This is a genomic window from Corynebacterium sp. HMSC076D02, from assembly GCF_001813815.1.
GTDB classification, from domain to species: domain Bacteria; phylum Actinomycetota; class Actinomycetes; order Mycobacteriales; family Mycobacteriaceae; genus Corynebacterium; species Corynebacterium simulans.
Map to the genome: position 1 here is coordinate 268,751 of NZ_KV814065.1, position 14,199 is coordinate 282,949.

Below are 14,199 nucleotides of genomic sequence, written 5' to 3' on the forward strand. Positions count from 1 at the left end.
CCATGATGCGTCTACACAGCTTGGAAATCTGGAACGTCCGCGGCGTCGAGCATCTGCGTATCGAACAGCTGCCGGAGACCGGCGTCGTGGTCATCCACGGTGAGAACGAGGCCGGCAAGTCCACCATCGTGGAAGCCATCGATACCGTGCTGACGGAAAAGCACACGGGTGCCGCTAAGAAGATTAAGGCGCTCAAACCGGTGGACCGAGATGCGGGCCCTGAGGTAGAGCTTGAGGTCACCGTGGGGCCGTATCACTTCCGCATCCACAAGCGCTGGCTCAAGAAAAAGATGTCTGAACTGCGCGTTCTAGCACCGCGTGCGGCGCAATTTACTGGCGGCGAGGCCGATGACGAGCTGGATCGCATCTTGAACGAGCATCTTGACCGCCAGCTCCTTGACGCTCTGTTCCTCCGCCAGGATGACCTAGGCTCCGGCGTGGCTGCCGTGGGTATTCCTTCGGTGACGAATGCCTTGGAAGAAGCCAGCGGTATGGATACCGCGGCCGCGGAAGACTCTGAGCTGGTCAATCGCGTGCAGAAGGAATACGAAAAATACTTCACCGCGCGCACCGGGCAGCCGGCTAAAGAACTAAAGGATGCCCAAGAGCGCTACAACGCGGCAGAACTTGCGCACAATGAGGCCACGGAAGCATTACGCCAGCTTGACGATGTCGTGGTCAAGCACGAGGCTGCACAACTTGCCAAGCGCGACGCCGAGGAAGCATTGCCTGCAGCACAGGCAGAACTAGCCGAGCGCGAAAAGGACGTTGTTGAGGCCCGCGCTGCCCTCGAAAAGATCGAAGCCCAGCGCGAAGTGGTTGACCGCGCTGCGGCAGATGTGGAAGCCAAGAAAGAAGCACTTGAACGCCGCCGCAGCGCGGTGGAGGAGGTTTCCAGGGCCGCTGCGAATCTTGCGGCTTTAGCCACCAAGGTCGAAGAACTTAGCGCGAGCGTCGAAGATGAGAAAGAAGCCCGCAGCGCGCTCGAGGAAAAGCTCGAGCGCGCAAATCAAACCTATGAGAAGGCACGCGCCAACCTCCAATACGCGCGAAAGGCGCACAAGAAGAAGGAGCGGGAGGCCCTTGGCGAGCGCCTTGAACACCTAGGCAAGCTCGACAAAGAACTAGCTGACCGCCGCGCCGAGGTAGCTCAAGCACCAGAGGTTGCAAACCTCAAAGACATCGAGCAAGCCGCTAACGAAGTCCAGGTCCAAGAACGCGTTTTTGCCGCAGCCGCTGCCAAGCTGGTCATCAGCGGTGAAGGCGAGTTCGAGGTCGACGGCGAAGTCCAACAAACCGACGACAACACACAAACCATCCAGCTACGCGATGGCATGAAGTTTGCATTCGGCAAGATTCAGGCAACTTATCAAGCAGCAGCCGGTGATACCTCGGCCGACACCGTGGCACAGGCGCGCACGCGCCTTGCGCAACTGCTTGAAGACGCTGGCTGCGAAGACCTCGCTGCAGCACAGAAGCTGCGCGAGGAATTCTTGGAAAAGCAGCGCGCCGTCGTACAAGCTCAGCGCGAATTCAAGGCGGCCTTGGGCACCGACGACCTTGGCGAGCTCGAAGCAAAATATGCCGCACAGTCAGCGGACTTTGAAGAGCCTCGCGAGCACGAGGGCACGGACGTATCTGAGGAAGCACTCGACTTGTCCAGTGCCGAGGCTGCTGAGGAGGCCGCGCGCAGCGAAGTCACCATGGCGGAAAAGGAGCTGGCCCCGTACCGAGATAGTCAGGCAGCCACGCAGCTGGCTGCGGCGACGGCGCGGCATGAATCCGCTGCCAACCAGTATGCTGCAGCTGAGGAAGCTTTGCGTAACGCCCGCGATGCAGCAACGGATGCAGACGTTGAAGAGGCTCTCCATGCGGCGAAGGTGCAGCTGGAGCAGCAGCGCGAACGCCTGCGAGAACTAAGCGCCATCGACGTCGATACGGTCTTTGCTCTGCACAAGGGCGCGGAGGAACAGGTACGTAGCCTGAACAACGCAATTTTGAGTGCCGACGGCGACATGCGCGAATATGTCGGCCGAATCGAGATGCACTCTGGTGTGGCCGAACGCCTGGCTGCAGCCAGCGCCGAGCTAGAAATCTCACGGGAGGTACTCGCGGCCGTCGAAAAGCGTGCAAATGCTGCCCGCTATCTGCGGGAGCTGTTGCTTAAGCATCGCGATGCTGCGCGCCAGCGCTACGCCGCGCCTTTCGTGACAAAGCTTAATGCTCTCGCGCGCACCGTCTTCGGCGGTGACGTCGACTTCGAGCTCTCCGAGGAGCTCGTTGTCACCGCGCGTAGCCGCAACGGCCAAACCATTGATATGGGTTCGCTTTCCGGCGGCGCGAAGGAGCAGCTGGCCATCCTTACACGGTTTGCTATCGCCGGGCTCGTTCAAGAGTCCGGTGTGCCCGTCATCGTGGACGATGCGCTGGGCTCTACCGACTCGACACGCCTGAACCTGATGTCGACGCTCTTCGCCCAGGTAGGCAAGCATTCGCAGGTGCTCGTGCTTACATGTATGCCGCAGCGATACGCGCGTGTACCGGAGCGCACGGAGCTTGCCATGGACGCGCTGAAGGTTTAGTTTTTCTCAGTAAAGCCAGTGTGTACTGTTATTTGCATGACTACGGGAACCCGCTGGCTTAACGAGGAGGAACAGGAGCTTTGGCGCCTGCTTCTTGGATCCATCCGCAAGATCAATCGCGGCATGGAAGAAACTCTCATGTCCGGTGGGGAAGTCTCTGCTTCTGAGTTCGCCGTCCTAGTGACGTTGTCCGAGCAAAAAGACCATCAGATGCGCCTGCGCGAGCTGTGTGCCGAGCTGGATTGGGACCGTTCCCGCACATCCCACCAAGTAACGCGCATGGAAAAGCGCGGGCTCGTCACCAAGTGCAAGAGCGTCGGCGATGCCCGCGGCGTGGTGGTAAAGATAACGGATGACGGTTTTACCCGCCTCGAGCGCGCCGTGCCTGAGCACGTCGAGTCCGTGCGCCGTCTTGTCTTTGATCACCTAAGCGAGGAAGATGTTCCCTCGTTGGTTAACTTCTTCAAAGGGGTGCTAGCAGTAAAGAACGTCCCTGGCTACGAGGGATTCGTACCCGACGAACTTCTGCACGGTCAAGCAGAGCCTCAGGTTTAGGCTTGCAAGGTTGCCGGCCAAAACACGACCAAAGCTGACCTATCATGTGGCTTAGCGCCACAGTCAAACTCATATGTAGCCCAAAAGGAGACACCACCATGATGGGACAAGAGCTCTTCGAGCACCCTAAGCGCCAGTACCCGCACTACAACATCACTGTTCTCGATGACCTGGGTGCCCCAGAAGCTCACCTCGAGGGAATTGCTACGGAAGAACAGGTGGCTGCTATGGACGCCGCCTTGGAGAATTTTCCAGACGCTGCAATTACCTTTGACGAGGAAGGCGGCCACTGGATTGTTGGCGAAGAAGCCGATATCAACCGCATGTTCGCTGATAGGGACGCTTTTGTCGACGCCCTCGAAAACAACGAGGATCCTGGTATTTAAAACAGGCCGCAATGGTGTCAATCAAACGGTGGATAACTACAAATTCATAACGATCTACTGCTAAGGTTAGTGCCAGTGATTACTCTTGCTAGGCGAGGTGTGCCTAGGGAGTACAAGGCGCAGTGAAAGGAAACAACGGATTATGAACGAATACGAGGCACAGGAACAGCGCGAAGCAGCTGCACGTGACAAGGCTGACGGCTGGGTATCTGTGTTCGTCCAGTGGATCCCGAACATGCTCCTGGTTTTCGTTCTCGTTACCGCTATGTTCCTCGGCATGTTCTACATCGAGCACGGCACCCTGGACATCACCCAGGAGATCGTAAACCCGTTCATCAAGTAGTACTTGGAGAACTCAAAGCTCAATAGCTAAATATTAAAATGGCGGCCCATCTTCTGGACCGCCATTTTGTCGTTTTAAAAGCCTGCCGCAATTAGTGCTGCTCGTTCGGATCGTTGTCCGCGTCTTCCTTGGTCTCGTGGATGGTGCCCTTAACGTGATCCGGTGCGGCGTAGATGGAGTAGAGCTTTGCCGGCTCGGAGCCCTCGTTGACGAAGTTGTGCCACTTGCCAGCTGGTACGAAGATAGCAAAGTCGTCTTCGACTACCTGGTCGATGTCTAGGTTGTCCTTGTCTTCACCAATCATGATGCGGCCCTGGCCGGACTCGAGGCGCAGGAACTGGTCATGGTCATCGTGGACCTCCGCGCCGATTTCGCCGCCGGCAGGAATAGACATGACGGTCATCTGCAGGTATTGGCCGGTCCACAGGGTGTCACGGAAAGCATCGTTAGCCAGGGTGGTCTCTTCGATGTTGAGAACATAAGGGTTCGGGCCATGGTCGGTGCGCAGATCTGACATGTCAGGTACCTCCTTGTAGGGATTATGGGTCTTTAACACCAGCTTATGCGCGCCCGCGTATTAATGCTGAGGATTTTCTTTTCTCGTATCTTCGCCGCTGTCCTGCCATTGCCTCTTATGCTGTTCGGACTTTTTGTGGTTGCGGATGGATATCACGCCGATGACGATACCGATGACGATGGGCACCCACACTTTCGAGTTGTCGAGCAAGAAAACCATCCACTCGGGCAGCGCCGGGAGGTCAGGGAAATCGATGTTCGGCCAGTTGATGCCTGGCCAATCTATGCTGATCGTCGGCAGATGGATTTGGGGAAGCTCGGGGAGGTCTGGCAGATCTGGCCAGTCGATGTCGGGGATAGGCAGCAAGTCCAACAGCTTGCGCAGGATTGGGCCGAGCACGATAACGGCCAACGCCCAACCGCCTTTACCAAGGCCTGCAAGAAGAGGATAGGCCACGCGTTTAACGGGGCTTTGCTCCATTGCTTCGCGACGCCGCGCACCCCGGCTGCCAGCTGGTGGCTCGAATTCGACCACCTCTGAGCCGTTGTGATATGTCACCTCGAGCAACTCGTCGAGAGCATTCGCGTGCAGCTTGAGGTGCGGCTTCGTGCGGTTGACAAGCTCTAAGCTGCGTAGCTCGTCGGTATCGATTTGTTTTAGTGCCACTCGCGCCGAAGACAACGAGGTGTACCTTCCAAGGACTTCGCCATCGCGGCAAACTTGCACGCGAATAGGTGGATTATCAATGAATGCCCGGATTCTATCTTTAAGCGGCATGTTGGCGTCTAGGGCGGTGTATTCTTGCTCGCTCGGTTCTTGCGGCCAGTTTTCATAAGCTGCAGCAAACTCCACATCGGGGCCGACCATGACCTCGAGCCTTCCCGTCTCAGGATGGTTCAGAATCCACGTTTCCATGACCTAGGCCTTCCTTCCGGTTAACCAGCTGCCCAACCACGCAAGCAGGACGACCTCAACTGCGTAAATCCACGTACCGGTGTTGTAGTAGACCTTGGTAGAAAGCCAAAACATAAAGGCCGCAATGAGCGGAAAGGACAGCGTATAGCGGAAGAGCCGGCCATCCAGCATGCCCAATGCCAACGCCATCACTGGCAGTAGCACCAGCATGGTCACAGTCGCTGTATTCCCACTAAGAGCCGCGCCCACAATCCCCGGCACCACGAAGAACGCTAACGCGACCGCGAGAAACGAGAGGTAGGCCCGCGTGGGGCGAGATGTTGATTCCATGGCCCTGACCTTACAGCCCGCGGGATCATTCTTAGGAATGATTCTTTGACTTCGAGTGGTAGGGGGGAATTCCTAATATCGAGCGACGGCGATGCGCTAGAGATTTCTGGAAGCTGCAAGAAATGGAAAATGTGGATACGAAGCTGAAACCCTCGCCTGCCGGGTTGAACGCCGAGCAAGCGAAGGGAGAAATTGTGCCCCCGACAGGGATCGAACCTGCGACCTTCGGTACCGGAAACCGATGCTCTAATCCGCTGAGCTACGGAGGCAAATGATAGGTGGCATGCGCCAGATATCAACGGTGTGATTCTAGCGCATGCCAGTAGTTAGAAGCTAATGCGGGGTGAGTTCCGCATACGAGCCTTACTTCACGATGATGACTATGAGATCGCGTGGACCGTGCACGCCCTCGACGCGGGAGAGCTCAATATCGGAAGTAGCAGACGGGCCGGAAATCCAGGTTGCTGGGAAGTCCGGATTGATGCGCGAGACCATCTCCGGCACGCCGTAGACCACCTGCTCCTTGCGTACGATGCATACATGGCGGTCTGGGACCAGCGTGAGAGCGCGGCGGCCGCACAGCGGGCCCGCCTCCAACACGATGGTGCCGGTCTGTGCGGAAGTTACGTGGGACTCGGTGAGCACGGCGTCGACAGTATCCAGCTCGCGCGGGTCAGACGTGGGATCGTCGGCGGTTAATGTGACGTCGGAGGTGATGGCGTCGATAAGCGCGGTGTCCATGCCCTGTGCATAGGTCACCGTAGAACAATCCTTGTCCGTGAAGACCTGCGAGATGGTCTGGGCCAGAGAAACTTCATCCGTGACGTGGACCTCCGCCTTGTAATCCTCAAGGCGGTCAACCAGCATGTCACGCAGCTCATCCGCGTTTAGCGTGCCCTGCGTTTCGTACTCACGCGGGATGTCGACGTGTTCAGACAGGCCTGCCTGCTTCTGCGCGGTGCGAATGCGCTTCAGGATCTCTTCTTTGGCGGTACTCACTTGATGCCCTCCTTCTTGGCCTGGGCGAGCAATTCTTTAGCTTCATCGGAGTCAAACCACTGACGGAAAGACTTCTTCGGGGGGACTGCAGTATCGCGGGCGTCGGACCAGCCGGAGAGGAACAAAGGCAAGTTATCGATGACGCCGTTGAAACCGCCCAATACGCGGCCGAGGGCAACCATGTGGGTGATCTGGTTCCAGACCTTTGGGTGGCCCCACACGAGCTGAACCGCGCTAAACAGTTTGGATTCCACCGGCGGGGTAGCGTTGGTGACTTTTTGGTGGCGGTTCTCCAGGATGACCTCAGAAAGCGGAATCTTCACCGGGCAAACCTCGTCGCAGCGTCCACACAGGGAGCATGCATAAGGCAGGCTGGCGGAAGGATCGTGGTGGTCCTTGATACCGGTTAGCTGCGGGGTAATGGAGATGCCGATGGGGCCTGGGTAGACCGAGCCGTAGGCGTGGCCGCCGGCGCGTTCGTAGACTGGGCATACGTTCAGGCACGCGGAGCAGCGGATGCACTTGAGTGCCTGGTGGCCGATTGGACTGGATAGTGCCGCGGTACGGCCGTTATCCAGCAGCACGAGGTGGAAGTTCTTCGGTCCATCGTTTTCAGTTATGCCCGCCCACATCGAGGTGTACGGGTTCATACGCTCTGCCGTGGAAGAACGCGGCAAAAGCTGCAGGAAGACCTCAAGGTCTTGGAATTTTGGCACGAGCTTTTCGATGCCCATCACGGTAATCAGGGTCTCCGGCAGGGTAAGGCACATGCGGCCGTTGCCCTCAGACTCCACGATATTGATGGTGCCGGTTTCTGCGACACCAAAGTTCGCGCCGGAGATGGCGACCTTGGCCTTCATGAACTGCTCGCGCAGGAAGATACGAGAAGCCTCCGCGAGTTCGGCTGGCTCAGCCTTTAGGGATTCATCCGTGTGCGGCATTTTGTTGACGAAGATGTCACGGATTTCGGCACGGTTGCGGTGGATGGCTGGAACCAGGATGTGGGAGGGCTTATCCTCGCCCAGCTGAACGATGAGCTCAGCCAGGTCGGTTTCGCGGGCATTGATCCCTACAGACTCGAGGTGCTCGTTCAGGCCGATTTCCTGGGTTGCCATGGACTTGACCTTGACGACGTCGGTCTCACCGGTCTCGCGGATAAGTCCCTCGATGATCTCGTTGGCTTCCTTGGCGTCGCGGGCCCAGTGAACAATTCCGCCGCGCTTGGTTACCTCTTCCTCAAACTGGAGGAGGAGCTCTGGCATCCGGGCTGCCACGTCCTCTTTGAGGGCGGAGCCAGCGTCACGCAGTTGCTGCCAATCCGGTAGCTCTTCGACGGCGTTGGCGCGCTTATTGCGAATCGTGGTGGTGGCGTGGTACAGGTTGTGGCGCTGCGTAGCGTTGTTCAGTCCGACGTGTGCCAGCGGCACGAATGCCTTGCTGCCGCGCAGGTTGCCGTAGCCTTCGGGCGCCCGCGGTGGGGTGGTATCGAGGAAGGAAGTCATTAGAGCATTTTCTCCTTGGAATATGCGGCCGTATCAGGGGTCCATGGGTGCTCCTTGGTGGAAGCCAGGATTTCGGCCATGTGGATAACGCGCACGCCACTGCGCTGGCGGGAGAGGGCGCCGCCGATGTTCATCAGGCAGGAAGAGTCACCGCCGGTCAAGTACTCAGCCTCGGTGTCCTTTACGTGGCGGGTCTTGTCCGAGACCATGGCCTGGGAGACCTCAGGATTCTTAATAGAGAAGGTACCGCCGAAGCCACAGCACTCTTCCACGTTTTCTAGCGGCACGAGGTCGATGCCTTCGACCTTGCTCAGCAGCTGGTACGGGCGGTCACCCAACTTCAAAAAGCGCAGGCCATGGCAGGAAGCGTGGTAGGTGACCTTATGTGGGAAGAAGGCACCTAAGTCGGTGCGCTGCTCGATGTCGACCAAGAACTCCGGGAGGTCCAAGGTCTTCTGGGAAGCAATCTTGGCTCCGTCGACGTCGGCGGAGGTACCGAAGCGGTCAGCAATCTTGACGTGCTGTTCGCGGACTGCGCCGACGCAGGAGCCAGAAGCGGAGACTACGTAGTCAATGGAAGGATCCGCGAAGGCGTCCGCATAGCTGCGGATCATCCCTAGGGTTTCCTTCTGATAACCGGTATTGATATGCATCTGTCCGCAGCAGGTCTGCTCTTCCGGGAAGACCACTTCATGGCCCAAGCGGGAGAGGATTAGTGCGGTTGCTTTGTGTGCGTCCGGGAAGAGGGCGTCACCAATGCACGTGGAAAATAGTGCAATTCGCATACTTTGCGCTCCTTTTACTGCCCAAGTTTGCCTCCGATGAGCTGGATGCAGGAGGCTCAGGCAAACGTTTTTCGTTGTGGAATAAATACTACCGATAACTCCGCAGATATTCTGTCGAAAAAGGCCTGTTTAACTGGGGTTATTTCACAACACTAGTGTTGCGAAATTGCTCACGTGCACAGATGGACGCACGTCTTTTGTCAAAGTCCGATCTGCGGCGCCAAGTGAGTGATGCGTCACTGGCAAGTTCAAACCTTTTGGGGGTATACAAAAGTCGCCACACTTAATAACCGGGTAGGTGCGGCGACTTTTTGGCTTTGAAAATTGCGGCTATGGAACCAGGAAGCCCAGCACGTTGGTCATTAGGAACACGATGATGCAGACCGTGGCTAGGAAGGCCAGAGAGTAGCCCACCACGGCCTTCAGGATGCGGGATTCCTCGCCTTCCATCTTGACGGCCGTTGCGGCGATGGCCAGGGACTGCGGGGAAATCATCTTGCCCACCACGCCGCCGGCGGTGTTAGCAGCAAGCATGAGGTCTGGATTGACGGAGATGCGCTCGGCGGCGGTGACTTGGAGGTTAGCAAAGAGAGCGTTGGCCGAGGTATCCGAGCCGGTAACGGCCGTGCCAATCCAGCCCAGGGCGGGTGCGAAGAGTGCGAAGATGCCGCCTGCCGACGCCACGAACTCACCAATAGAGATGGTCTGGCCGGAGTAGTTCATGGTGTAAGCCAAGGCGAGGACCAAGATAATCGTAAGCGCCGAGAACTTCATGCGGGCGCAAACCTCGCCAAACTTGGCAAGCGGCGCGGACTTTGCCAAATGGTAGTGGCCGCCATCGTTGAAAATCCAGAAGATGATTGCCACGATTAGTCCAGAAATCAGCAGCAAGGTGCCGGGATTGCCAAAGACGTTGAAGCTGAACGAGGTGTCCATTGCCTTGCCGGCAGAGTCAAGGACTGTGCCATCCAGGCCCGGCCAGGCGAACTTAATCTTCCAGAAACCAAAGAGCTTGGGCACGGCAGTGGCAAGCGCAAAGACTGCGGTAACCACGGCGTAGGGAAGCAGCGCCATCCAGATGCGGACGCCGGAAAGATCGGTGACTTCCTCCTGCGCTGGGATCTCCATGCGCTGACGCAGTTCGGCAACGCCCTTTGGCTTCCACATGCGCAGGAATACGAATGCGCAGCCCAGGGAAACGATGCAGGCCACGACGTTAGTCAGCTGGTAGGCAAAGAAGTTGGCCGCGGCCCACTGGGCGATGGCGAAGGAGACGCCGATGACTGCGGCGGCCGGGGCTGCCTCCCTGACGCCGCGCATACCGTCCAGGATAAAGAGGATGAAAAATGGAACTGCGGCTGCGATTAGCAGGACCTGCAAGGAAATCAGGCCCGCAATATCGGCGGTCTGCTCCGCGGTGCGGCCGCCAACTTCACCCGCGGTGGTAACGGGGATACCCACGGCGCCGAAGGCAACGGGCGCGGTATTGGCAATAAGGACGGTGGTGGCAGCCTTCAGTGGTTTGACACCCAATGCCAGAATCATCGTTGCGGTAATCGCTACCGGAGCACCGAAGCCTGCCAGGGCTTCGAGGAGGCCGCCGAAGCAGAACGCGATGAGGATGGCCTGGATGCGGATATCGCCTTCGCCAAGCAAGTCGAAGGTCTTGCGCAGATCCTCAAACCGGCCGGAAGCTACGGTGATCTCGTAGAACCAAATGGCGGTGATGATGACCCAGACGATGGGAAGCAGGCCAAACAGGCCGCCGCGCACCGCGGAGGAAAAGGCCATGCCTGCTGCCATATCGAAGCCGAAGGTGGCGATGAGGAGTGCGACGGCGAGGGCAACTGCGCCCGAGGTGTGTGCGCGGGCCTTAAAACCCAGCAACATGATGAAGAAGGCGATAAGCGGTAGCGTCGCTACGGCAGCGGAAAGGCCAAGGCTACCGCCGATGGCATCCGTCGATATTTGGAAGGTGTTCATAGTTACCCAAGTCTCTAGAAGGAAAACGAGTGTTTTATTTAATACTTAGTCTTCCTAAAAGCCTAAATCTTGAGCGAGCCTTCTCGCGACAGTTTCGCAATAAGGGGCAAATGTCACACAAGTTGCTTGCTGTTATAAAAGGCCCCAATGCGTGCCTGATGCTGCTCATGTCAGCGCGGGACGATAGACTTTGACGCTATGAATCCCGTAGATCTTTCTGTGCTTATTAAAGAGACCGCAGTCGCTGTATTGAGCGAACACGAGCTCGACACCGCCGTCCTTCCTGAGACCGTGACCGTGGAGCGTCCGCGTAATCCCGAGCACGGTGACTACGCCACCAACTTGGCCCTGCAGGTAGCCAAGAAGGCTGGCGTGAATCCGCGTGATCTGGCCACCTGGCTCGCTGAGGCGCTGGCAGAAAACGCCGCTATCGACGTCGCGGAGATTGCCGGCCCTGGATTTTTGAACATCCGTCTGGCTGCTGCCGCGCAGGGCGCAATCGTCAGCCAGGTTCGCGAGGCTGGCACTTCTTATGGCCACAATGATGCTTATAAAGATCAGAAGATCAACCTGGAGTTCGTTTCTGCGAACCCCACCGGCCCAATCCACCTGGGCGGCACCCGCTGGGCAGCAGTAGGTGACTCCCTGGGTCGTGTGCTCGAGGCGTCGGGAGCTGAGGTTACTCGCGAGTACTACTTCAACGATCACGGTCGCCAGATCGACCGTTTCTCCAACTCCCTCGTTGCTGCGGCCAAGGGCGAGCCGACCCCGGAAGATGGCTACGGCGGAGACTACATCCAGGAGATTGCGGCCAAGGTTGTCGAGCAGGTCCCGAACGCACTGGAAGGCTCTGAGGACGAGGTCCGCGAGAAGTTCCGCGCCTCCGGCGTGGAGATGATGTTCGCGCACATCAAGGATTCTCTCCACGAGTTTGGCGTTGACTTCGACGTCTACTTCCACGAGAACTCGCTTTTCGAGTCCGGCGCAGTCGAAAAGGCCGTCGCTCACCTGAAGGACAACGAAAAGCTCTACTTCGAAGATGGTGCATGGTGGCTGAAGTCCACCGACTACGGCGATGACAAGGACCGCGTGGTTATCAAGTCCGATGGCGATGCTGCCTACATCGCTGGTGATATTGCTTATGTAGCTGACAAGTTCGACCGCGGCCACGATCTGGCCATATACATGCTGGGCGCGGATCACCACGGTTACATCGCCCGCCTGCGCGCGGCCGCCGCCGCCATGGGCTATAACCCAGAGCAAGTCGAGGTACTCATCGGCCAGATGGTCAACCTCCTGCGTGACGGTCAGGCAGTAAAGATGTCCAAGCGTGCCGGCACCGTCATCACCCTCGACGATCTCGTCGAGGCCATCGGCGTCGATGGCGCACGCTACTCCCTGGTGCGTTCTTCCGTGGATCAGTCCATCGACATCGACCTGGGCCTGTGGGCTTCCCAGTCCTCCGATAACCCTGTTTACTACGTTCAGTACGGCCACGCGCGCATCTGCTCCATCCTGCGCAAGGCGCAAGAGCTGGGCCTTGACGCCGCGGCTATGGCAGATGCAGATCTTGCGCTTCTCACACACGAGAAGGAAGGCGATCTCATTCGCACTCTGGGCGAGTTCCCTGAGGTTGTCTCCACCGCAGCGACCTTGCGCGAGCCGCACCGCATCGCCCGCTTTGCCGAGGAGTTGGCGGCTGTGTTCCACCGCTTCTACGACCAGTGCCAGGTGCTGCCGAAGGCGGACGAGACAACGCAGCCAATCCATATCGCACGCCTCGCGCTTGCCGACGCCGCACGTCAGGTCCTCTCCAACGCTCTGACCATGGTGGGCGTCAGCGCCCCGGAGAAGATGTAGATGGATTTCAACCAGCTTCCAGCCCACGTCTGGCCACGCAACGCTAAGCGCCAGGACGATGGCGTGGTCACCATCGCCGGCCTGCCACTTACAGAGCTCGCGCAGGAATACGGCACGCCGCTCTATGTCTTCGATGAGGACGATTTCCGCTCTCGTTGCCGCGACATGGCACGTGCTTTCGGCGGGCCTGAGCACGTGCACTACGCATCGAAGGCATTTTTGACCAAGCGCGTCGTGAAGTGGGTGGCCGAGGAAGGCCTATGTCTTGACGTGGCTTCCCTCAATGAGGCCAAGGTAGCCCTGGCAGCTGGTTTCCCGCCGGAGCGCATGACCGCGCACGGCAACAACAAGGAGCGCGAGTACCTACAGCTGTGTGTGGACAATGGTGTAGCGCACGTCGTGCTCGACAACGAAGGTGAACTGGCGCAGCTTGATGAAATCGCGCGTGCGGCCGGCCGTGTTCAGCCAGTCATGATTCGCGTCAAGCCCGGCGTCGACGCCCACACCCACGAATTCATCGCAACCTCGCATGAGGATCAAAAGTTCGGCATCTCCCTGGCCACGGGTGCGGCATTTGGTGCCTCTAAGGCAGCTCTGGAAGCTGAAAACTTGGAGCTGGTGGGGCTGCACTGTCACGTGGGTTCGTCTGTTTTCAATGCTGATGGCTTTAAATTGGCCGCCGAACGCGTGCTTTCGCTCTATAAGCGCATTCATACCGAGCTGGGGGTAGCGCTCAAGGAGCTCGACCTGGGCGGCGGTTTCGGCATTCCATACATGGAGTACGAGGAAGCTCTCGACGTCGCCAAGCTGGCCCAAGATCTGCTTGCCGCAGTGGAGCGCACCGCTCGCGAACTGGGCATCGATGCGCCTTTCGTTCTGGTCGAGCCGGGCCGCTCGCTGGTCGGCGCCTCTGCGGTAACCGTGTACTCGGTGGGCACCGTCAAAGACGTAGAGACCGGCAAGGCCGAGCTGCCGATGCGCCGTTATCTCTCAGTCGATGGCGGAATGTCGGATAATATCCGCCCCGCGCTCTATGAGTCGGAATATGACGTGCGTGTGGTTAACCGGTTGACTCAAGGTGAGCCAGTGGATTCCCGCGTGGTGGGCTTCCACTGCGAGTCCGGTGACATCTTGGTTAGTGAACGCAAGCTGCCGGGCGACATTAAGACAGGGGATCTGCTGACCTTCGCCACCACCGGCGCCTATCAGTACATGATGGCCTCGCGCTACAACGGCGCGCTGCGCCCGGCCGTGGTCTCCGTGCGCGATGGTGAGGCTAGTCTGATGCTGCGTCGCGAGACAGTCGAGGACCTAATGGCCCTTGAAATTGATTAAATTCACCGCTTTTAACTGTTGAGCAAAAGAATCTTCTGGAAGCGCAAAAACTAGACAGCTCGTTCCGTATAGTGTGGGTAGCAATTTAACTACCAAAGATTAAGGGA

13 protein-coding genes and 1 tRNA gene are annotated in these 14,199 nt (G+C 58.2%); 6 read left to right on the top strand and 8 right to left on the bottom strand.

All coding sequences use genetic code 11. The features are described from left to right. The first annotated feature begins 2 nt into the window (after positions 1 to 2). The 4 genes from HMPREF2935_RS09135 (at position 3) to HMPREF2935_RS09150 (ending at position 3,866) form a co-directional block, all read left to right on the top strand. Complete coding sequence (locus HMPREF2935_RS09135; protein WP_070732884.1) at positions 3 to 2,582, top strand: AAA family ATPase; 2,580 nt, start codon at positions 3 to 5, stop codon at positions 2,580 to 2,582. 36 nt (positions 2,583 to 2,618) lie between these two features. After that, a complete protein-coding gene (locus tag HMPREF2935_RS09140) occupies positions 2,619 to 3,137 on the top strand; it encodes a MarR family winged helix-turn-helix transcriptional regulator (protein WP_061925904.1) in 519 nt (172 codons plus the stop codon). 98 nt (positions 3,138 to 3,235) lie between these two features. Beyond that, positions 3,236 to 3,523 carry a hypothetical protein gene (locus HMPREF2935_RS09145; RefSeq protein ID WP_061925901.1) on the top strand — a complete coding sequence of 96 codons (288 nt, stop codon included), beginning with the start codon at positions 3,236 to 3,238 and terminating at the stop codon, positions 3,521 to 3,523. Between the two features lie 142 nt (positions 3,524 to 3,665). Further along, positions 3,666 to 3,866 carry a hypothetical protein gene (locus HMPREF2935_RS09150; protein ID WP_061925898.1) on the top strand — a complete coding sequence of 67 codons (201 nt, stop codon included), beginning with the start codon at positions 3,666 to 3,668 and terminating at the stop codon, positions 3,864 to 3,866. A 91-nt stretch (positions 3,867 to 3,957) separates the two neighbouring features. On the opposite strand, the gene HMPREF2935_RS09155 is transcribed toward HMPREF2935_RS09150, so the two are convergent. The 8 genes from HMPREF2935_RS09155 to HMPREF2935_RS09190 form a co-directional block, all read right to left on the bottom strand. Next, complete coding sequence (locus HMPREF2935_RS09155) at positions 3,958 to 4,383, bottom strand: cupin domain-containing protein (RefSeq protein ID WP_062041195.1); 426 nt, start codon at positions 4,381 to 4,383, stop codon at positions 3,958 to 3,960. A 60-nt stretch (positions 4,384 to 4,443) separates the two neighbouring features. Next, entirely contained in the window at positions 4,444 to 5,298 is an 855-nt protein-coding gene (locus HMPREF2935_RS09160; RefSeq protein WP_070732886.1) for a hypothetical protein, read from the bottom strand. A 3-nt stretch (positions 5,299 to 5,301) separates the two neighbouring features. Continuing rightward, on the bottom strand, positions 5,302 to 5,628 hold the full coding sequence (locus tag HMPREF2935_RS09165; RefSeq protein WP_061925889.1) for a hypothetical protein: 327 nt from the start codon (positions 5,626 to 5,628) through the stop codon (positions 5,302 to 5,304). 195 nt (positions 5,629 to 5,823) lie between these two features. Then, positions 5,824 to 5,897, bottom strand: a tRNA-Arg gene (locus HMPREF2935_RS09170). 94 nt (positions 5,898 to 5,991) lie between these two features. Beyond that, complete coding sequence (locus HMPREF2935_RS09175) at positions 5,992 to 6,627, bottom strand: LutC/YkgG family protein (RefSeq protein ID WP_061925886.1); 636 nt, start codon at positions 6,625 to 6,627, stop codon at positions 5,992 to 5,994. Continuing rightward, complete coding sequence (locus tag HMPREF2935_RS09180) at positions 6,624 to 8,129, bottom strand: lactate utilization protein B (RefSeq protein WP_070732888.1); 1,506 nt, start codon at positions 8,127 to 8,129, stop codon at positions 6,624 to 6,626. Before HMPREF2935_RS09180 ends, HMPREF2935_RS09175 begins: the two co-directional genes overlap by 4 nt. After that, positions 8,129 to 8,914 (bottom strand): (Fe-S)-binding protein, encoded by a 786-nt coding sequence (locus HMPREF2935_RS09185; RefSeq protein WP_061925881.1) that lies wholly within the window; start codon positions 8,912 to 8,914, stop codon positions 8,129 to 8,131. The genes HMPREF2935_RS09180 and HMPREF2935_RS09185 overlap by 1 nt, the downstream gene beginning before the upstream one ends. Before the next feature lie 330 nt (positions 8,915 to 9,244). Next, positions 9,245 to 10,897 carry an L-lactate permease gene (locus tag HMPREF2935_RS09190; RefSeq protein WP_070732890.1) on the bottom strand — a complete coding sequence of 551 codons (1,653 nt, stop codon included), beginning with the start codon at positions 10,895 to 10,897 and terminating at the stop codon, positions 9,245 to 9,247. Between the two features lie 198 nt (positions 10,898 to 11,095). Between HMPREF2935_RS09190 and argS the strand changes: the two genes are divergently transcribed. Next, entirely contained in the window at positions 11,096 to 12,757 is a 1,662-nt protein-coding gene (gene argS / locus HMPREF2935_RS09195; protein ID WP_070456190.1) for an arginine--tRNA ligase, read from the top strand. After that, positions 12,758 to 14,092, top strand: coding sequence for a diaminopimelate decarboxylase (lysA, locus tag HMPREF2935_RS09200; RefSeq protein WP_070456188.1), 1,335 nt, complete (start codon positions 12,758 to 12,760; stop codon positions 14,090 to 14,092). The last annotated feature ends 107 nt before the right edge of the window (positions 14,093 to 14,199 follow it).